The organism is Oceanimonas baumannii (assembly GCF_002245495.1).
GTDB classification, from domain to species: Bacteria; Pseudomonadota; Gammaproteobacteria; order Enterobacterales; family Aeromonadaceae; genus Oceanimonas; species Oceanimonas baumannii.
This window is the reverse complement of the sequence record NZ_NQJF01000005.1, coordinates 18,552-37,890: the sequence shown is the minus strand read 5'-3', so window position 1 is coordinate 37,890 and position 19,339 is coordinate 18,552. Positions and strand designations below refer to the sequence as shown.

General features: G+C 57.5%; 17 protein-coding genes. 7 read left to right on the top strand and 10 right to left on the bottom strand.

Annotation, left to right across the window (positions count from 1 at the left end):
- Nucleotides 1-86: 86 nt before the first annotated feature.
- From B6S09_RS06840 to metK, 3 genes are all read right to left on the bottom strand, one after another.
- Nucleotides 87-557: a peroxiredoxin gene (locus B6S09_RS06840; protein ID WP_094277766.1), complete on the bottom strand. Its 471-nt coding sequence runs from the start codon at nt 555-557 to the stop codon at nt 87-89.
- Nucleotides 554-1,066 carry a SprT family zinc-dependent metalloprotease gene (locus B6S09_RS06835; RefSeq protein ID WP_094277765.1) on the bottom strand — a complete coding sequence of 171 codons (513 nt, stop codon included), beginning with the start codon at nt 1,064-1,066 and terminating at the stop codon, nt 554-556. Before B6S09_RS06835 ends, B6S09_RS06840 begins: the two co-directional genes overlap by 4 nt.
- A gap of 145 nt (nt 1,067-1,211) precedes the next feature.
- Nucleotides 1,212-2,369 (bottom strand): methionine adenosyltransferase, encoded by a 1,158-nt coding sequence (metK, locus tag B6S09_RS06830; protein ID WP_094277764.1) that lies wholly within the window; start codon nt 2,367-2,369, stop codon nt 1,212-1,214.
- A gap of 240 nt (nt 2,370-2,609) precedes the next feature.
- On the opposite strand from metK, the gene tkt reads away from it, so the two are divergent.
- Complete coding sequence (gene tkt / locus B6S09_RS06825; protein WP_094277763.1) at nt 2,610-4,607, top strand: transketolase; 1,998 nt, start codon at nt 2,610-2,612, stop codon at nt 4,605-4,607.
- A 111-nt stretch (nt 4,608-4,718) separates the two neighbouring features.
- On the opposite strand, the gene B6S09_RS06820 is transcribed toward tkt, so the two are convergent.
- Entirely contained in the window at nt 4,719-7,670 is a 2,952-nt protein-coding gene (locus B6S09_RS06820) for a putative bifunctional diguanylate cyclase/phosphodiesterase (RefSeq protein ID WP_094277762.1), read from the bottom strand.
- Nucleotides 7,671-7,837: 167 nt separating this feature from the next.
- Between B6S09_RS06820 and B6S09_RS06815 the strand changes: the two genes are divergently transcribed.
- Both B6S09_RS06815 and B6S09_RS06810 read left to right on the top strand, forming a co-directional pair.
- Nucleotides 7,838-8,257: a YeeE/YedE family protein gene (locus tag B6S09_RS06815; RefSeq protein WP_094277761.1), complete on the top strand. Its 420-nt coding sequence runs from the start codon at nt 7,838-7,840 to the stop codon at nt 8,255-8,257.
- A gap of 2 nt (nt 8,258-8,259) precedes the next feature.
- Nucleotides 8,260-8,676, top strand: a complete 417-nt coding sequence (locus B6S09_RS06810; RefSeq protein WP_094277760.1) for a DUF6691 family protein — start codon at nt 8,260-8,262, stop codon at nt 8,674-8,676.
- Nucleotides 8,677-9,072: 396 nt separating this feature from the next.
- Here B6S09_RS06810 and bcp read toward each other — a convergent pair whose 3' ends face one another.
- On the bottom strand, nt 9,073-9,540 hold the full coding sequence (bcp, locus tag B6S09_RS06805; protein WP_094277759.1) for a thioredoxin-dependent thiol peroxidase: 468 nt from the start codon (nt 9,538-9,540) through the stop codon (nt 9,073-9,075).
- Nucleotides 9,537-10,085, bottom strand: a complete 549-nt coding sequence (locus B6S09_RS06800; protein ID WP_094277758.1) for a glycine cleavage system transcriptional repressor — start codon at nt 10,083-10,085, stop codon at nt 9,537-9,539. Before B6S09_RS06800 ends, bcp begins: the two co-directional genes overlap by 4 nt.
- 195 nt (nt 10,086-10,280) lie before the next feature.
- Here B6S09_RS06800 and bamC point away from each other — a divergent pair, with 195 nt between their 5' ends.
- Both bamC and B6S09_RS06790 read left to right on the top strand, forming a co-directional pair.
- Entirely contained in the window at nt 10,281-11,267 is a 987-nt protein-coding gene (gene bamC, locus B6S09_RS06795) for an NlpB/DapX family lipoprotein (RefSeq protein WP_243832799.1), read from the top strand.
- A gap of 114 nt (nt 11,268-11,381) precedes the next feature.
- Nucleotides 11,382-13,724, top strand: a complete 2,343-nt coding sequence (locus B6S09_RS06790; protein ID WP_094277757.1) for a DNA polymerase II — start codon at nt 11,382-11,384, stop codon at nt 13,722-13,724.
- 80 nt (nt 13,725-13,804) lie between these two features.
- Here the strand turns inward: B6S09_RS06790 and B6S09_RS06785 are convergent, their stop codons facing one another.
- From B6S09_RS06785 to B6S09_RS06770, 4 genes are read right to left on the bottom strand one after another with little or no spacing between them, the layout of a single operon-like run.
- Nucleotides 13,805-14,032 (bottom strand): hypothetical protein, encoded by a 228-nt coding sequence (locus B6S09_RS06785; protein WP_094277756.1) that lies wholly within the window; start codon nt 14,030-14,032, stop codon nt 13,805-13,807.
- Nucleotides 14,033-14,042: 10 nt separating this feature from the next.
- Complete coding sequence (locus tag B6S09_RS06780; protein ID WP_094277755.1) at nt 14,043-14,702, bottom strand: M15 family metallopeptidase; 660 nt, start codon at nt 14,700-14,702, stop codon at nt 14,043-14,045.
- Nucleotides 14,699-15,832 carry a succinyl-diaminopimelate desuccinylase gene (gene dapE / locus B6S09_RS06775; protein WP_094277754.1) on the bottom strand — a complete coding sequence of 378 codons (1,134 nt, stop codon included), beginning with the start codon at nt 15,830-15,832 and terminating at the stop codon, nt 14,699-14,701. Before dapE ends, B6S09_RS06780 begins: the two co-directional genes overlap by 4 nt.
- Before the next feature lie 17 nt (nt 15,833-15,849).
- On the bottom strand, nt 15,850-16,200 hold the full coding sequence (locus B6S09_RS06770; RefSeq protein WP_094277753.1) for an ArsC family reductase: 351 nt from the start codon (nt 16,198-16,200) through the stop codon (nt 15,850-15,852).
- A 217-nt stretch (nt 16,201-16,417) separates the two neighbouring features.
- Here B6S09_RS06770 and B6S09_RS06765 point away from each other — a divergent pair, with 217 nt between their 5' ends.
- Together B6S09_RS06765 and B6S09_RS06760 are read left to right on the top strand one after the other, a co-directional pair.
- A complete protein-coding gene (locus B6S09_RS06765; protein ID WP_094277752.1) occupies nt 16,418-17,500 on the top strand; it encodes a GGDEF domain-containing protein in 1,083 nt (360 codons plus the stop codon).
- A 120-nt stretch (nt 17,501-17,620) separates the two neighbouring features.
- Nucleotides 17,621-19,318, top strand: coding sequence for an NAD-dependent malic enzyme (locus B6S09_RS06760; RefSeq protein ID WP_094277751.1), 1,698 nt, complete (start codon nt 17,621-17,623; stop codon nt 19,316-19,318).
- Nucleotides 19,319-19,339 lie beyond the last annotated feature (21 nt).

Below are 19,339 nucleotides of genomic sequence, written 5' to 3'. Positions count from 1 at the left end.
CTGAGTGAGTAAAGCTTATGCCGTCACCCCGGAGCAGGCCGGAGGCGACGGCATGGTGCTGCATGCCAATGCACATGCAGGCAGGATTACACCAGTTTGAGCATGGCCTCGGCAGACGAGACCTCAAATTGGCCGGGGGCCTCGGCACATACTTGCGTGACCACACCGTTATCTACCAGCAGGGCAAAGCGCTGGGCGCGCAGGCCGCCGAACTCGCCGGTATCCTTTGCCAGACCCAGAGCTTGGGTAAAGCTGCCGGCACCGTCGGCCAGCATGGTAATGGCTTCTGCATTCTGCTGTTGCTGCCAGGCACGCATCACGAAGGCATCGTTCACCGACAGGCAAAACAGTGCCACCCCTTTGCGCTGAAACTCGTCCTCAAGCGCGACAAAGCCCGGCAGGTGCGCCTGTGAGCAGGTGGGGGTAAAGGCACCGGGCACGGCAAAGATCACGGCTTTTTTGCCGGCAAACAGCGTGTGTGTGTCGGCGGTGCTTTTGCCGCTGTCGGTTACAAAGGTAAATTCGTGCCCGGGCAGGGCGTCACCGGTTTGTATCATGATGGTTTCCTTTTTCTGGATGAAATAACCGCATGCAGTGGCTGACCGCAGTGCAGACACTGGTAGCGCTTCTGGCCGCGTTTCACGCTATTGTGCCGGCGCAGGCTGAGCTTGTGAATACGGCAGCCGCAATCGTAGGGAAAAACCGGCGAGGCTTTTTCGGTATTGAGCCGGTGCCGGGTACGGGGCTCAAGGCCAAATACCCCGGTCATGATGGACTGCCACTCCCGGCCATGGGGGCGAACCTTACCGTGCAGGGCAAAGGCCACCAGATGGGCCACTTCGTGGGGTACAATTTCGGTCAGAAACGCCTCGGCGTTATCGGCCAGCAGCACGGGGTTAAAGCGCAGCTCCCACTGCTCCAGCCAGGCAGAGCCGGCAATACGACCGCGCTGGTTGAAGCGCACCATAGGAGGGTCAAAATTCCGCCCAGTGTGACGGGCGGCCAGGTCCAGGCACTCGGTGACCCTGTCCTGTATGCGCTTAAAAAGGGAATTGTCAGGTTTCATGTTCGTAAAGCTGCGAGCCCGTCTTGGTCACCAGTATTACTGTGTGCAGAGCTGCGCTCTGTCGTCGGTCAAGGCGCACTGCTGCTTCGCATGATGGTTGGGTAACCGCATACAAAAAGGGGAAGCAAATGCTTCCCCTTGATGCTTATTTCAGGCCGGCGGCATCGCGCAGCAGGGTCGCCTTGTCGGTGGCTTCCCACGGGAACTCGTCCCGGCCGAAGTGGCCGTAGGCGGCAGTTGCCTGGTAAATGGGACGGTTCAGATCCAGCATCTGGATAAGGCCGTAGGGGCGCAGGTCGAAGTGCTCACGTACCAGGGCGTCGATGAGCTCCTCGGCGACCTTGCCGGTGCCGAAGGTTTCCACGCTGATGGACGTCGGCTCGGCCACGCCGATGGCATAGGACACCTGGATTTCGCAGCGTTCAGCCAGGCCGGCGGCCACGATGTTCTTGGCCACGTAGCGTGCGGCATAGGCAGCGGAGCGGTCCACCTTGGACGGATCCTTGCCGGAGAAGGCCCCACCACCGTGACGGGCCATGCCGCCGTAGGTGTCTACGATGATCTTGCGGCCGGTCAGACCACAGTCACCCATGGGGCCGCCGATGATGAACTGGCCGGTGGGGTTGATGTGATACTTGGTGTCCTTGCTCAGCCATTCGGCGGGCAGCACCGGCTTGATGATCAGCTCCATCACCGCTTCACGCAGGGTGGCCTGATCGATATCGGGACTGTGCTGGGTAGACAGCACCACGGTGTCGATGGCCACGGGCTTGCCGTTGTCGTAAACAAAGGTCACCTGGGACTTGGCATCCGGACGCAGCCAAGGCAGTTCCTTGGCCTTGCGTACATGGGCCTGACGCTTCACCAGACGGTGGGCGTAGGTGACCGGAGCGGGCATCAGCACGTCGGTTTCGTTGGATGCATAACCAAACATCAGCCCCTGATCGCCGGCACCCTGAGCGTAGGGATCTTCGTCTTCCCGGTCCACGCCCATGGCAATATCGGGAGACTGCTTGCCGATGGCGTTGAGCACGGCGCAGCTGTCGCCGTCAAAGCCCATGTCGGAGCTGGTGTAGCCGATATCACGCACGGTACGGCGGGCCAGCTCTTCGATGTCGACCCAGGCGCTGGTGGAAATTTCACCACCCACGATGACCATGCCGGTCTTGACGTAGGTTTCGCAGGCTACGCGGGCCTTGGGGTCCTGCTTGATGATGGCATCGAGGACCGCATCGGAGATCTGGTCGGCAATCTTGTCGGGATGACCTTCGGACACGGACTCGGAGGTAAACAGTCTGGCCATGTTACTTCACTTCCTGAAAATGTAATGAATTCGGTGTTGTCAGGGACCGCATAAATGGCGGTATTAACATCTGGACGGCTATTCTAGATAGGCGAGGGCGGGATTGCCAGCAAAATGTGACCATGACGGCAACCGGCAGCAAGGAGCGGGGAGAATAATTTGCGCCCCTTCTCTGTCTTTGGGACAATAACCGCCGTTTTGTTCACCCTTCTTAAATAAAAAATTTCTCAGGAGATGTCGATGCCTTCTCGTCAAGTGCTGGCCAATGCCGTGCGTGCACTCAGTATGGATGCGGTACAGAAAGCCAATTCCGGTCACCCCGGAGCCCCCATGGGCATGGCGGATATCGCCGAAGTATTGTGGCGTGATTACCTGAAGCACAACCCTGCCAACCCGGAGTGGGCGGACCGCGACCGTTTTATTCTGTCCAACGGCCACGGCTCCATGCTGCTGTACTCCCTGCTGCATCTGACCGGGTATGAGCTGTCCATCGACGATCTGAAACAGTTCCGCCAGCTGCACTCCAAGACCCCGGGCCACCCGGAATATGGCTATGCTCCGGGCGTAGAAACCACCACCGGCCCGCTGGGTCAGGGCATCACCAATGCCGTGGGCATGGCCATTGCCGAAAAAGCGCTGGCCGCCCAGTTTAACCAGCCCGGCCATGAGGTGGTGGATCACTTCACTTACTGCTTCCTGGGCGACGGCTGCCTGATGGAAGGCATCTCCCATGAAGCCTGCTCCCTGGCGGGTACTCTGGGTCTGGGCAAGCTTGTTGCCTTCTGGGATGACAACGGTATCTCTATCGACGGTGAAGTGGACGGCTGGTTCAGCGACGACACCCCCAAACGCTTTGAGGCCTACGGCTGGCAGGTGATCCCCGCCGTTGACGGTCACGACAGCGCCGCCGTGGCCGCCGCCATCGACGCCGCCCGTGCCGATACCACGCGTCCGACCCTGATCTGCTGCAAGACCGTGATCGGTTTTGGCTCGCCCAACAAGGGCGGCAGCCACGACTGCCACGGTGCGCCCCTGGGCGAGGCCGAAATTGCTGCCACCCGCGAGCAGCTGGGCTGGCATCATGCTCCGTTTGACATCCCTGCCGACGTGTACGGTGAGTGGGATGCCAAGGCCAAGGGTGCCGAGCAGGAAGCAGGCTGGAACGAGAAATTCGGTGCCTACGCCGCCGAATTCCCCGAGCTGGCAGCCGAGCTCAAGCGTCGCCTGAACGGCGAACTGCCCGCCGACTGGGCCCAGCAAAGCGCCGATTTCATCAAGGGTCTGCAGGCCGCGCCGGCCAAGATTGCCACCCGTAAAGCCTCTCAGAACGCCCTCGATGCTTTTGGTAACCTGTTGCCCGAGCTGCTGGGCGGCAGTGCCGATCTGGCACCCAGCAACCTGACCATGCACAAGGCTTCAAAGGCCATCAGCGCCGACGACGCTTCCGGCAACTACCTGCACTACGGTGTGCGTGAGTTTGGCATGAGCGCCATCATGAACGGCATCGCCCTGCACGGCGGTTTCGTGCCCTACGGCGGTACCTTCCTGATGTTCGTGGAATACGCCCGCAACGCGGTGCGTATGGCCGCGCTGATGAAGCAGCGCTCCATCTTCGTTTATACCCACGACTCCATTGGTCTGGGTGAAGACGGCCCCACCCATCAGCCGGTGGAGCAAATCGCGTCTCTGCGTCTGACTCCCAATATGAGCACCTGGCGTCCCTGTGACCAGGTGGAGTCTGCCGTGGCCTGGAAACACGCCATTGAGCGCCAGGACGGCCCCACCTCGCTGATCTTCTCCCGTCAGAACCTGGGGCAGATGGAGCGCACCGAGGCCCAGCTGGCCGACGTGGCCAAGGGGGGCTATGTGCTGCGCGACTGTGCCGGCACCCCGGAGCTTATTCTGATTGCCACCGGCTCTGAAGTGGAGCTGGCCATGGCTGCCGCCGAGCAACTGACTGCCAAGGGCCGCGCCGTGCGCGTAGTGTCCATGCCGTCCACCGACGTGTTCGACGCCCAGAGCGCCGAGTATCGTGAAAGCGTACTGCCTGCTGCTGTCACCAAGCGGGTGGCGGTAGAAGCTGGCATCAAGGACTTCTGGTTCAAGTATGTGGGCTTTGGTGGCGACATCATCGGCATGACCAGTTTCGGTGAATCGGCCCCGGCCGGTGAGCTGTTCAAGCTGTTCGGTTTCACCGTGGAGAACGTGGTGGAAAAGGCCGAGGCCCTGCTGGCCTGAGCCATTTCAGGCAATGAAAAAAACCGGCTTTCGAGCCGGTTTTTTTATGCTTTGCTCAGCGCTGGCCTGGCATAAGCAGCCCTGCCTGGGCATGGCTCGGTGCGACCGTGCTTACCGGCTGCTGCCCAGCCACTCCAGCAACTGCGATTCAGGCATGGGGCGGGCCATCAGAAAGCCTTGGCAGGCCGGACAGCCGAGTTCAAGCAACTGGCTGCGTTGGGCCTCGGTCTCTACTCCTTCTGCTACCACGGTCAGTTGCAGCTGACGTGCCAGTTCCATAATGCAGGCGATAATGGCTCTGTCTCTGTCGTTGCTATCCACCTGACGTATAAAAGAGCGATCCAGCTTGAGCTCGTCTACGGGTAATTCTTTCAGATAGGCGAAAGACGAATAACCGGTACCAAAATCATCGATAGACAGATTCAGCCCCAGTCGTTTCAGCCGGGCCATACGGGTACGGCTTTCGGTTAAACTTTCCAGAATCACCCCTTCGGTCACTTCCAGGGTCAGCCGCTGCCGGCAGGCGGGATATTGCAGCAGAAGACCTTCCAGACGAGCGACAAAGTCGTGGCTGTGGAAGTGCCGGGCGCTGATATTGACCGACAACCGCGCTGGCCCTGTGTTGCTTTGGTGCCAGTGCTGCAGTCGTGCGCAGGCCTGCTGCAATACCCAGTTACCGATATCGCAGATAAGTGACGTTTCTTCTGCTACCGGAATAAAATGCCCGGGCGGTACCGCCGGCTGCCCGGGGGGGTGCCAGCGCAGCAGGGCTTCAACACCGATGACCTCCTGGTTATCCAGCAGAAGCTGAGGCTGAAAATGCAGGAGCAACTCATTATTAAGCAGCGCCTGCTGCAGATCATTGGTCAGCTGAAGCCGTTCCTGCACTTCTTCTGCCATTTCCGGGCTGAAAAATACATGGCTGCCCTGGGCGATGCGTTTGGCCATATGGGTGGCGGTATCGGCCTGCCGTAAATATTCTTCAAGGCTAACCCCGCTTGCCGGGAACAGGCTGATACCGGCACTGACACTGATATGCAGGCGCAAACCATTCAGTTCGAACGGCATGGAAAACAGTTCGTGCAGGGCATTGGCCAGCTGCTCGGCTCGGGTTTTGGTGGCGGAAAAACCATGACCCAGTCGCGGCATCAATAAGACAAACTCGTCACTGGCCATGCGTGCCAGGCTGATATCGTCATACTCCCGGCTGAATTGCCGCAGCCGCTCGGCGACCTTGATTAACAGTTGATCGCCAATCATGTAGCCCAGAGAGTCGTTAATGTTTTTAAAATCGTCGATATCCAGCAGCAGCAGGGCGCCACGGTTTGATTCATGCTCCGCCAGGGCCACCGTATGGCTGATGTGATCGACCATAAAGCGGCGATTGTGCAAACCGGTCAGCTCATCAAAATAGGCCATCTTTTCAATGCGATCACGATTGGCCTTATGCTCGGAAATATCTTCGACATGGCAAACGTAATGGGTAATACCCAGACCATCCTGCATGCTGCTGATCCGCAGGTTAATGGGCAGTGCGTGGCCGTCTGTGCGTGCCAGTTGCTGCTCACCCTGCCACCAGCCCTGGCGGCCCAGGGTCCGCATGATGATATTGGCATCGGTCATGCCGGGGGCATTGTCACGCAAAGACAGCACCGGTGTGCCAACCAGGCTGTCCGGATCGGTGCCACACATACGGGAAAAGGCCTGGTTGGCCTGCTGAATGCGCATGTTGGCGCTGGCAATAAAAATACCTTCCCGGGTTTCAAAGGCGGCGGCGGCCAGCATCAGGTTTTCCTGATCCCGCCGGTGATAGAATTCGGCGGTCAGGCGGGGCTTGAGCAGGGTCAGCAAGGTATTGAGCCAGCCGGTGTTCTGCAGCGGCTGTTCAAACAACAGGACCAGAATACCCAGTGGCTGATTGCGTTGATCGTTCACCGACAGGCCGGCATATGCCTGCAGGTCAAGCTCGGCGAGCATTTTGTCTTCAGGGAACTGCCGGGCGAGATCATGGGCATGGATACAGATGCTCTCATTGCTCTGATGGCTGAAGGAGCAGGGGGTGCCGGGCAGGTCATAATGAAAGGACTGTTGCAGCTGTCCTTCATGGTAGCAGGCGATAGCATAAACCTGCTCTGTTGCCAGTTGCTGCAGTCCGGCCAGTACCATGCTGGCACCGGTGAGGGTGGCGAGCTGCAGCATCAGCTGATTAAAAAAGTCTTGTCCGGTGTGCTGGCATAGCAGTGGCATTAACCGGGCCATAATATCGTTGGCACACAGGGACTGTGATGACAGATCCGGTGTCTGCTCAAGCGCAGTACCAATGCGTGCGGCCAGCGTGGCGACAAACTGCATAGTGGCCGCCGGTATGGCTTCATGGGGCTGGGTATATTCCAGACTGAGGATCCCCCCGGGGCCCTCGGAAAAGGGCAGGGGGACATCCAGCCGGTGACGGATGCCGTCGGTAGCCAGATAATCAAAAGCACCCAGTAAAGGCTGTTCAGGACAGTTACTGAAACTGAGTCCGCCACGCTGATGCAGTGTGCGTAAATAGCGGCGATCGGCCCGGACCGGCTGTAATACAAAGGACTGACCCTGGCTGTATAGCGGGCGCAGCAGCTCCTCAGCCTCGTGGTGACGCCACAAAATGAGGCGATCGGGCTGCAGTTCGCTGCTCAGCAGATCCAGCAATTCGGGAAGCTGCCCGGCATCGGTGGCCGTACTCCACTTGCGCTGCAGTTGCCACTCCAGTAACCCCAGCTTGTCGGACTGTTCAGGCTGACCGACATGGACACTGAGCAACCAGCTTCCGCCCTCAACGGGCGCAAGGTGGCACTGCCAGCGCTGCCCGGCTACGGCCAGGTTCAGCCGCCCTGCCTGACCTCGGGACAGGGTTTGAGCCAGGCGCTGGCTGTCTTCATGGCTCAGATAGTCTGGCAGTGGCGTGTTGTTCTGCTGCCAGGCCAGCCCGGCCGGCAGGGGAGTGAGCGGATAAAGATGATAACGGGAATCCAGTCTGAAAAAGCACGCTCCGTGCTGGGCCTGAGGTAACGCAGGCAATGACATTATGTGGCGTCCTTGTACTATGAGCTGGCGGGATCGCCTTATGTTGTAACTGATGGAAGTGATTGTAAAGCATTACAAAAGCAGCTCTCCAGGATTATTTAAATAAGTATTTTCTAATTTAAATTTTGCTTGTATTATTGGTATGGCTTGTTAATCAGGAGAGCATGATGACCATAGTCAATTTTACGCCACTCAGTGCGTTGGCCGGTGGTTTGTTAATCGGGGTTGCAGCGCTGCTGTTACTGCTGGTGGGAGGACGCATCGCCGGCATCAGCGGCATTGTGGCCGGAATCGGGTCTCAGTCCGATAAAGGCTGGCGTATCGCCTTTACGGCCGGGCTGATTGCCGTGCCATTTGGTGTGTTTACACTGAATCTGGCCGAGGCTTATTCACTGCAGGACTATTCGCCCTGGCGGCTGCTCATTGCCGGTTTACTGGTGGGCATCGGAACCCGCCTGGGTAATGGCTGTACCAGCGGTCATGGTATCTGTGGCATGGGCCGGCTGTCGCCCCGATCGATAGTGGCTACTCTGGTCTTTATGGCGGCAGGCATTGCCACCGTGACCTTATCCGGATTGGGAGGCTGAATATGTTGATGCTGGTGGCCTTGTTTTCAGGTGCCTTGTTTGGCTTTGGCTTATTACTTTCAGGGATGATGAATCCGGACAAAGTGTTGGGGTTTCTCGATCTGTTCGGCCAGTGGGATCCGAGTCTGGCGTTGGTGATGGGAGGAGCGCTGGGCGTGTTTGCCCCCGGCTACTGGTGGTGGCGCAAACAAGGTCGAACCCGGTGCGCGCTGGGTGATGCCTTGCCTGAGGTACCTGCGGCCCGGTTTGATTACAAACTGATCGTGGGGGCCTTATTATTTGGCATTGGCTGGGGCGTGGCCGGCATTTGTCCAGGGCCGGCACTGGGCATGCTGGGCAGCCTGCAATGGCAGGCCGGTCTGTTTGTGGTGGCCATGATCACCGGCTTCTGGCTGGCAGGACGGTGGCAAAAGGGCTGAAGCGGGCCCCCAACCAGCAGCGTCGGCCGCAGCAGCGCGATTGTGCTCCGCCGACATGCTGCATTGGACATGCTGCATTGAATGCCATTCACTACAAATGCCTGCTGCGAACATACTCAATGTCCGGTCAGGCGTTTTTACTTGGTCACGGCGAGCAGGTTAGCCCCATGGGCGCTCGGCCAAGGTATCTGACCGCCAAGGATGGCGGGAATGCTGAAAATGCAGGAGCAACTTTTCGGCCGTGGCATGTGACGGTCTGCTCTGGCAAACCCCGCTGTTGCTTGGTGTAACTGGGGAGTTGCCTGTCAGTCGTTAACAGACAACTCGGTGCTGATGCCGGAGAAACAGTGCGCTTTGTCTGACGAAGATGAAGCCAAAGCCGGGAAGTGAACGGGTTTATAACTGCTTCAGGTAGTCCAGTACCACTTCGTGGTGATCCTTGGTCTTGAACTTGTTAAATACCTTGGCCACGGTACCGGCTTCGTCAATCAGAAAGCTGATACGGTGAATGCCGTCATATTCCTTGCCCATGAATTTCTTTGGACCCCAGACGCCAAAGGCATCGGCCACGGCGTGATTTTCATCTGAGAGCAGGGTAAAGTTGAGCTCGTCTTTGTCTTCAAACTTCTTCAGCCGGGCGACCGGATCCGGGCTGATGCCCAGCACTACCACGTTCAGTGCATCAAGTTCATTACGGCTGTCACGCAGGCCGCAGGCCTGTACCTTGCAACCGGGGGTCATGGCTTTGGGATAGAAATACACCAGCACTTTCTGGCCGCTGAAATCGTTCAGGCTCACACGCTGCCCGTTCTGGTCACAAAGGGTAAAGGCGGGTGCCCGGGTGCCTTCCTGCAGATAGGTCATTGGTTGCTTCCTGTGGTTGGTTTGCGTTTTAAACGAAAGCTGTACTGCTCGCATTCCAGCTCGGTGCACAGCGTGTCAAAAATGGTACCGGCCTGTTCGTCGCTTAGTTGCTCAGGCAGGTTCAGCTGAAAGTGGGCCTGGAATTTTCCGCTGAGTTCGCCGCTCAGGGTCTGGTTTTGCATCGCCTGAATATCCCAGCCTGCATCACTGAAAAACTGGGTACAGCGATTCACAATACCGGGCCGGTCGGCCAGCATGATGTCGGCATCGGCACTCAGAATATAGCTGGGCTGGCTCAGCACTTGCGTGCGTTTCATCATGGTGATCAACTGCTGACTCTGGCCAAATAACGGCAGGGTGGTTTCCAGCCGGGTGATCTGGTTCCAGCTGCCCGACAGCAACAGAATGAAGGTGAACTCGTTGCCGAATATGCCCAGCCGGCTGTCAACAATATTGCAGCCGCAATCGGAAACATGGCGGGCTACTTCATTGACAATGCCAGCTCTGTTCTCGCCTATGGCGGTCACCACAAGATGATGGGTCATCGGCTGTCCGGAATGATGCGAATGAAAAGAGCTGGCATGTTAGCATAAAAGCCGGTTGGCTCCAGTGCCTGTCTTGTATTAGGGTAGGGCCGGCACTACCATAACCGCCTTTGCCCTTGTTTTGCTTTACCCGTTCCCGGTAAAAGCAGACAAGGGTCGGGTTGAACCAAGTGAATTTAAGGGCATGGACCAAGCGTGAACGTACCAACTATGATGATGAGCCTGCTGGCCGTGACCGTGCTGGCCGGCTGCAGTAACCCGGAAACCCGCAGCCAGGCTAACCGTGGTTTTGATTATGAAAATGAATCTTTGCGCACAGTTCCGCTGATGATCCCGGAGGGACTGGAGGCACCGCGCTTTAATACCGAATACGTGATCCCCAAAAACAGCACTGCCGGAGCTCTGGGTGAGGCGCTGGATATTCGTCCGCCTACTCAGGTGTTGCCGCTGGTGCGTGGCTCCGAGAGCATGGATGAAGGCACCGGTCTGTGGTTCTATCAGCAACAGCTGGATCAGCCGCTGGAGCAACAGCTGAACGAGGCGCTGGCCGGCTTTTTTGAGCGTACCGATGCCAAACACCGGCGTGTTAATGACGGTTTTGAGAGCAACGGTAAAGTTATCGGTGCCCCCAAGCAGCAATTCCGCTGGCAGTTGATTCCCGATCCCGTACGCCGGGCCGTGGCGGTGAAAGTTCAGGCGACCGAAGGGACGGGTGCCTTTATCCGGGATCGTCAGCGTGCTGAAGCCTCCATCCTCAATGCATTTTCACTGTCTTATCAACAGACCCTGAGCCATCAGCAAGAGCTGCTGGATCAAAGCCCAATTGCACTGACGCTGGATAGCGAACAGCAGCGGTTGATCTCGGAGCAAAGCTACGATCGTACCTGGAAGCGGCTGATCACCCTGTTGCCCAAGCTTGGCTTTGACATCAGCAACCGCCAGCAGGCACTAGGCTACGTGGATGTGGAATTTGACGGTCTGAGCAAGGGTGACTGGCAGGAGCTTAATCTGCCGGCGCTGAATATTCCCGAGCAGGAATATCGCATTCAGCTGGGAGATCTGGGCAACCGCACCAGCCTGAGTCTGAGCAACAAGGAGCGTGAGCCGGTGGACGCCGAGGTGCTGAGTGGCCTGGCCACCACACTGGGCAGTGCTTTTGAGCGCAGCGAGCTGGCTCGCTGAGCAATCCCTCTCTGGAAGCGGCAAGTGGATAGCCTGCAGGCTCCGTGTTAACGGGATCTGCAGGCATCACCTGTCGTCTCTCAATTCCCGGATCCCCCATTCCCACTCCCGAACATGAATCCCATCCAGCAGGGCTTTGTGCTGACCCGCCACAGCCGGGATCGTCACGGCCAGATCGATATTCACTACTGGCTGTGCACACCACAGGGGCCAGCACGGGTGACCGTGCCGGGTGAGCGTGCCCTGCTGATGATACCGGTGGCTGAACGTGGTCAGGCAGAAAAGGTGCTCAGCGGGCAGCGTTATGAGTGGGCCGAGCCCGGGCTGCAAAGCTTTTCACGGCAGTCACTGGCAGTGCTTTACTTTCATACCATGCGTGAGCAGTCGCTGGCAGTTCAGCGGTTGCAGGCCGCCGGCATTGAAGTACTGGAGCACGACTTCCGTCCCCATGAGCGTTACCTTATCAGCCGCTTTATTCGTGGCAGCGCTGAGTTTACGGGCAAGGTGCGACGGCAACACAGCGTAGTACAGGTGGATAATGCCAGACTCAGGGCTGGTAACTGGCAGCCACAATTCCGGGTGCTGTCGCTGGATATAGAGTGCTCGGGAAAGGGAGAACTGTATTCCATCGGCCTTTATGGCGACGGGCTGGCCAGGGTTCTGATGATTGGCACACCCGAGCCGGCGGCGACCGACATGCGCTGGGTGGAAAATGAACGGGCATTGCTGCACAGGCTGGAAGAAGAGCTGGCCGCTTACGATCCCGATATTCTTATTGGCTGGAACCTGGTGGCGTTTGATGTGCGTCTGCTGCTGAAGCGGGCGGAATTGTACGGTATCCGGCTAAAGCTGGGCAGAGGCGGCGAAAGTGCGTTCTTGCGGGAGCGGGCTCACACCGGGCAGGTGTTTGTTACGGTGCCGGGCAGGGTGGCCATTGATGGTATCGACGCCCTTAAAACCGCCTGCTATCAGTTTGACAGCTTCAGTCTGGAATCGGTGGCGCAGAGTCTGCTGGGACGAGGCAAACAAACGGAGGATGTGGCCAACCGGCTTGCCGCCATCATGCACGACTTTCGTCACAACAAGCCAAAACTCGCCGCTTACAATCTGGAGGACTGCCGGCTGGTCTGGGATATCTTTGCGCACACCCGGGTGCTCGATTTTCTCCGGCTGCGCAGTCAGCTGACCGGCCTGGAGCTTGATCGTAGCGGCGGCTCGGTGGCTGCTTTTGTGCAGGTGTATCTTCCCCACCTGCACCGGGCCGGTTTTGTCGCGCCCAATCTGCCACCCGGCGGTGGTCTGGCAAGTCCGGGTGGTTATGTGATGAACTCACGGCCCGGATTATACCGCCATGTGCTGGTGCTGGATTTTAAAAGCCTGTACCCGTCCATTATCCGTACTTTCCGTATCGATCCCCTCGGGCTGGTGCTGGGTCAGCAAGAAGAGGATGCCATTCCGGGTTTCAGGGGCGCGCGTTTCTCCCGTACTCATCACTTTTTGCCAGATATTATTGCCGGGTTGTGGCGGGAGCGCGATCAGGCCAAGCAAGAGCACGATGCTCCGCGTTCTCAGGCCATTAAAATTCTGATGAACTCCTTTTATGGGGTACTGGGCTCCGGCGGGTGCCGTTTCTACGATACCCGGCTGGCGTCTTCCATTACCCTGCGCGGACACGACATCATGCAGCAAAGTGCGCGCCGCATTGAGGCTGAAGGTCATGAGGTGATTTACGGGGACACCGATTCCGTGTTTGTGCTGTTAACTGGCGAATACGATGAATCTTCTGCCAGTACGGAAGGTAAACGGCTGGCGGCACTGGTGAACGAGCACTGGCGTGCGTGGCTTCAGCATGAACTGCAGCTGGAAAGTTTTCTTGAACTGCAGTTTGAAAGCTATTTCGCCCGCTTTTTTATGCCCACCATTCGCGGTCGTGAAGAAGGTTCAAAGAAGCGCTATGCGGGCCTGCGTATTCACCACGGTGATGCCGGACTGGTATTCAAGGGGCTGGAAACCGTACGCTCCGACTGGACACCATTAGCACGGACCTTTCAGACCGAGTTGTTCCGGCTGGTGTTTAATGAGGAAGATCCGAGTGATTTTGTACAGTTGACTCTGGCTCAGACTCTTGGCGGGGAACGGGATGAGCAGCTGGTGTACCGCAAGCGGCTGCGCCGGCCGTTGGATCAGTATGTAAAGTCACAGCCTCCGCAGGTGCGGGCGGCCCGCCTGGCGGACATGCATAATGCCCGGCTGGGCAAGCCACTGCGTTATCAGCGCAAGGGCATCATCGCCTATGTGATCACGGTAAATGGGCCGGAGCCGGTGGAGTATCGTCAGTCAGTGATCGACTACCAGCACTATGTGGAAAAGCAGCTCAAGCCGGTGGCTGATGCCATTCTGCCCTTTGTGGGGCTGAGCTTTGAAGGCATTACCAGCCAGCAGCTGGGGTTGTTTTGAGTTAGGAGGATTGGAACTTCCGTGCCTGCCGTCACTCCCGCTTTCGCGAGGGTGACGAGCTGTCGCGGAGATGACGATGATTAACTTTTGTGCTTGTCGTCGGATTGATGGTCGTCCTTATTTTCCTCGGAATGATATTTTCCGGGCGGAACGCCCCAGTCATCTTTGCCGTCCTCCCAGCGACGCAGGTGCATTTTATCGCGGTTTTTACGCACGCTTTTTTCTATCTGCTTGGTGTCTTTGAGGGCACCGACAAACAGGCCCACCAAAAACAGCAGAGGCAGCGCAATCCAGAGCCAGGCACTCATAATAAATTCCTCATTGATAAATGTAGCGGTCGAAAATCTCGTCCAGCATAGTAAGGATATGTGATTTGCCGCTGACAGGCTGCATGTTCAGGGCCGGAGCCAGCAGGGCCGGGGTCAGCTGGCGCTGATAGTGTGCGGACAGCGGCCGGTAACTCAGATGCCAGGGTTCGACGCCCACACCTCCGGCCCTGGCATAGGGCAGATAAAAGCCAAAGCGGCTCATGTTCGCTTGCAGCCACTCGCTCAGCGGATAAAAGTAACCCCCTTGCTGATATTCCCAGGGCTCCAGCTGCAGCTTGCTGCCGGCGGGCAGCAGGGTGGGATCGTAAATATCGAGATCCGTCCCCCAGTGGTGACGGCTGGTGCCGGGCAGGGCGCTCCAGCGCAGAATGGCGTGAATACGTTCGGGTTCGCTTAAGGCGAGCGCGTTCAGTGGCCGGCTGTCTGCATCCAGCAACGGCCGGCTGCCCTCGAACTTGCCGTTCCAGATCCCGAGCTGGCGCTCGAAGCCGCGAAAGCTTGAGGCCGGTACCAGCGAAAAGCCGGCATCGGCCGCTGCCGCCTGCATGGCCACAAAGGCCTCTCTGGCGTCGCGCTGCAACCGGTGACCCGGTTCGGCCAGCGGAACCAGATGGCTGTCATTCAGGCCAAGCAGGCAGTCGGTGTTCATGCCAGCAGACGCTCCAGAATGCCCTCATACATATCGGCAAGCTGCTCCAGATCGGCAATTTTTACGCATTCATTGAGCTTGTGAATGGTGGCATTGACCGGACCCAGTTCAATGACCTGTGCACCGGTCTGAGCAATAAAACGCCCATCGGAGGTGCCGCCGGTAGTCAGCAACGCCGGTTCCTGATGGCGCACTGCCTGTACAGCACCCACGGTAGCGGTCAGCAGATCGCCGGTGTCGGTCAGGAAGGGCTTGCCGTTCAGCAGCCAGTCGATGTGATAGTCCAGACCGTGGGCATCCAGAATGCTGTGTACCCGGGCCTTGATTTTGGCTTCATCCAGTTCGGTGCTGAAGCGGAAATTGAACTGTACCTTGAGCTCACCGGGGATCACGTTGGAGGCACCGGTGCCGGCGTGAATGTTGGCAATCTGGAAACTGGTGGGCGGAAAATACTCGTTGCCTTTGTCCCACTCAATGGCGGCCAGTTCGGCCAGCGCCGGAGACGCCTTATGCACCGGGTTATCCGCCAGGTGAGGATAGGCCACATGGCCCTGTATGCCCTTAACGGTGAGATCGCCGGTCAGGGAGCCCCGCCGGCCGTTTTTGACCACGTCACCGACTTCATGGGTGGAGGAAGGCTCACCCACCAGGCACCAGGTGATTTTTTCATTGCGCGCTTCCAGGGTGTCTACCACCCGGGTCGTGCCGTTGATAAAAGGACCTTCTTCATCACTGGTGATCAAAAAGGCAATGGAGCCCTTGTGATCCGGGAAGCGGGTTACAAAACGCTCAGTGGCGACCACCATGGCTGCCAGCGAGCCTTTCATATCAGCGGCTCCCCGGCCGTGCAGGTAGCCTTCGATTTCGGTGGCTTCAAAAGGCGGCGTATGCCACTGGTCCAGCGGACCGGGAGGCACTACATCGGTATGGCCGGCAAAGCAGAACAGCGGGCCGTCGGTGCCGCGGCGGGCCCACAGGTTCGTGGTGTCTTCAAACACCATGGTTTCCAGGCCAAAGCCCAGCGCAGCCAGCCGTTCGCCCATCAGCTCCTGACAGCCTTCATCTTCGGGGGTCACCGAGGGGCGGTTAATCAGTGCCTTGGTGAGGGCCAGCACGGCAGAGTCAGTCATGTTTGTCCTTAACGTGATTATTGATTGAACAGGCGTGCATATTGCTCGGGCTTGAAGCCCAGATGCAGCTCGCCATCGATATTCAGCAGTGGCCGTTTAATCATGGCCGGGTTGGCCAGCAACAGAGTAGCGGCGGTATCGGCGTCCAGGCTGGCTTTCTGCTCATCGCTCAGAGCGCGCCAGGTGGTTCCCCGTTTGTTGACCAGTGCCTCATGGCCAAGCACATTCAGCCAGTGATCCAGCTGCTTAGCATCGATCCCGTCGGCACGATGGTCTGTAAAGCGGTAGTCTATACCGGCCTGCTCCAGCCATTTGCGGGCTTTTTTAACGGTATCGCAGTTTTTGATGCCGTAGAGAATAACGGTCATGATGTTGTCTTTAAAGAAGGGTGGGCGGAATTTTGTCACTTAACACCCAAGGCTGCAACCGGACCGGGCAATGGCAAAAATACGCTGGCGCACAGGAACGGCTTTGGGTAGTGTTAGCCTCTTTCTGATTCCCGTTACTGCCGCGACCCGTTTTGTGATGACGACGGGTTGCACGGCTTTTCATTCGCTTTGCCTTAACAATAAAGAGGGGAAAGGCTTGGAACTCAAGGAATACTGGAGTGACAGCTATCACTCCGGCGACTTTAAACTGACCCGCATTGGCTTTGTCGCCATCCGTTTTCGCTGGCTGATTACGCTGTTGATCATCGGTATTGCCGGCTGGATAGCAGTAGACTGGTGGGTACTGGATCCGGCGCATTTTCAGCTTCTCTGGAAAATACGGCTGATCACCGGTGCCATGCTGACGCCTTTATTACCGCTCAGTTATCTGTGCAAACTGAACCGGCGCTGGATGTTTGCCTCTCTGTACTTTCTGCTGGGGGTGTTGCTGATTTTCAACCTGGTGAGCCTGTGGAGTTTCCGTGATGGCACCCCCATTCCCATTGGTTATATCGCGTTTCCCTATTTTTTACTGACTCTGCTGAGCGTGTTGCCGCTGCCGGTTAAATCCGGGCTGCGGGTAGCGGTGATGGTGATTGGCTGTGTGCTGGCCACTGATTACTGGCTGGACTCCCGCAGTCTGAGCAATGGCGCTTTGCTTGATCGGTTATGGCTGCTGATTTGTTTTAGCCTGGCGATGATCTGGGTGCAGGCGGGGCAGCTGCGTATGCTGCTGGATTTGTACCGGGAATCCACCCGCGATCCGCTTACCCGGCTGATGAACCGGCGTTTGTTTATGGGGCAGCTCCGGCAGGTGCAGCAGGAAAACCCAGGTCAGCCTTTCACCCTGATTTTGTTTGATCTGGACAGGTTCAAGCGCATCAATGATGTGCACGGACACCTGATGGGAGACGAAGTGCTGGTGCGGGTGGCCAACACCCTTGGTGATATTTTTGGTCCCGATGCCATTATGGCTCGTTATGGTGGCGAAGAATTTATGGTCTTGCTGCCCGGGACAACCCTGGAGCAGGGCATGCGCAAGGCAGAAACATTGCGGTTGGCGGTAGAGTCGCAGCCGGTGGAGAACCCGCTGGGTGATGGGGAAATTACCGTTACGCTCAGTGCCGGCGTGGTGCAGGGGCAGCACGACAGTGACTTGCAGCAATTGCTCAATCAGGCCGATGAGGCGCTGTATGATGCCAAACGCAATGGCCGTAACTGTGTACAAGCGGCGGCCTGATTAATAAGCCTTCTGAGTGGTGGTTTGTATACGAGGCTTGGCTTATACTGCTTGCCAAGCCCCCGTACTGTAACTTCAAATCATGACTTTCCTGCGGAAAAATAACTAAGCGAGACGTCTATGCCCCAAGACTATCAGGACAAACGTGCCCTTTACATTCCCTATGCCGGCCCCGCGCTGCTTGAAACCCCCTTGCTGAACAAGGGCAGTGCGTTTACCAAGGAAGAACGGCTGGCATTCAACCTGGACGGTCTCCTTCCGAATAATATTGAAACCATTGAAGAGCAAGTTGAGCGGGCCTATAAGCAATACTGCGGGTTTCAGAACAACCTCGATAAACACATCTACTTGCGCAATATTCAGGATACCAACGAAACCCTGTTTTATCGTCTGGTAGAAAACCACCTTACCGAGATGATGCCCATCATCTATACCCCCACCGTGGGGCAGGCGTGCGAAGAGTTTTCCAATATATATCGTCGCGCCCGGGGTCTGTTTATCTCTTACGCCGATAAAGATCATATTGACGATATTCTGCAAAATGCCACCAAGCGCAATGTCAAGGTCATCGTGGTGACCGACGGTGAGCGTATTCTGGGGCTGGGTGACCAGGGTATCGGTGGTATGGGTATTCCCATCGGCAAGCTGTCTTTGTATGTGGCCTGTGGTGGTATTTCACCGGCTTACACTCTGCCGGTGGTGCTGGATCCGGGCACCAACAATCCGCAGTTGCTGAAAGATCCCATGTATATGGGCTGGCGCAATCCGCGGGTAACCGGTGAAGAATACGAAGAATTTGTTGACGCCTTTATTCAGGCCGTTAAGCGCCGCTGGCCCAATGTGCTGCTGCAGTTTGAAGACTTTGCGCAGAAAAACGCCATGCCGGTGCTGAACCGTTATAAGGACGAGTTGTGCTGCTTTAACGACGACATTCAGGGCACCGCTGCCGTGACCCTGGGCTCGTTGATTGCCGCCTGTCAGGCCAGTGGCAGCAAGCTGTCCGAGAAAAAGGTGGCGTTCCTGGGCTCCGGCTCTGCCGGTTGCGGCATTGCCGAGCAGATCGTGGCCCAGATGAAGGCTGAAGGCCTGAGTGACGCCAAGGCCCGGGAGCGGGTGTTCATGGTCGACCGCTTTGGTCTGATCACCGACAACATGCCCAACCTGGTGGATTTCCAGCGTCCGCTGGCGCAGTCGCCGGAAAATCTGCAGGACTGGAACGTGGCCGGTGACAATATTTCGTTGCTGGAAGTCATGCAAAACGCCAAGCCCGATATTCTGATCGGGGTGTCCGGACAGCCGGGTCTGTTTACCAAAGAAGTGATTCAGACCATGCATGCCCACTGCGAGCGGCCTATTGTCTTCCCGCTGTCCAACCCCACCTCGCGGGTAGAGGCAACACCGGAAGAAATTATCAACTGGACCGATGGCAAGGCCCTGGTTGCCACCGGCAGTCCCTTTGCTCCGGTGGAGTACAAGGGCACTTTGTATGAGATTGCCCAGTGCAACAACTCTTACATCTTCCCGGGTATTGGTCTGGGTGTGCTTGCCTGTGGTGCCAAGCGGGTGACGGATGCCATGCTGATGGCTTCCAGCCGTGCACTGGCAACCTGTTCGCCGCTGGCACAAAACGGTGAGGGTGCGCTGTTGCCGCCGCTGTCTGAAATTCAACAGGTAAGCCGTCATATTGCCAAAATGGTGGCCAAGACCGCCCAGTTGCAGGGACAGGCACTGCAGACTTCTGATGATGCGCTGGAGCAGGCCATTGAGGCCAATTACTGGAGTCCTGAATACCGCCAGTACCGTCGCGTTTCATTCTGATAACAGGTTACCTGAATGACA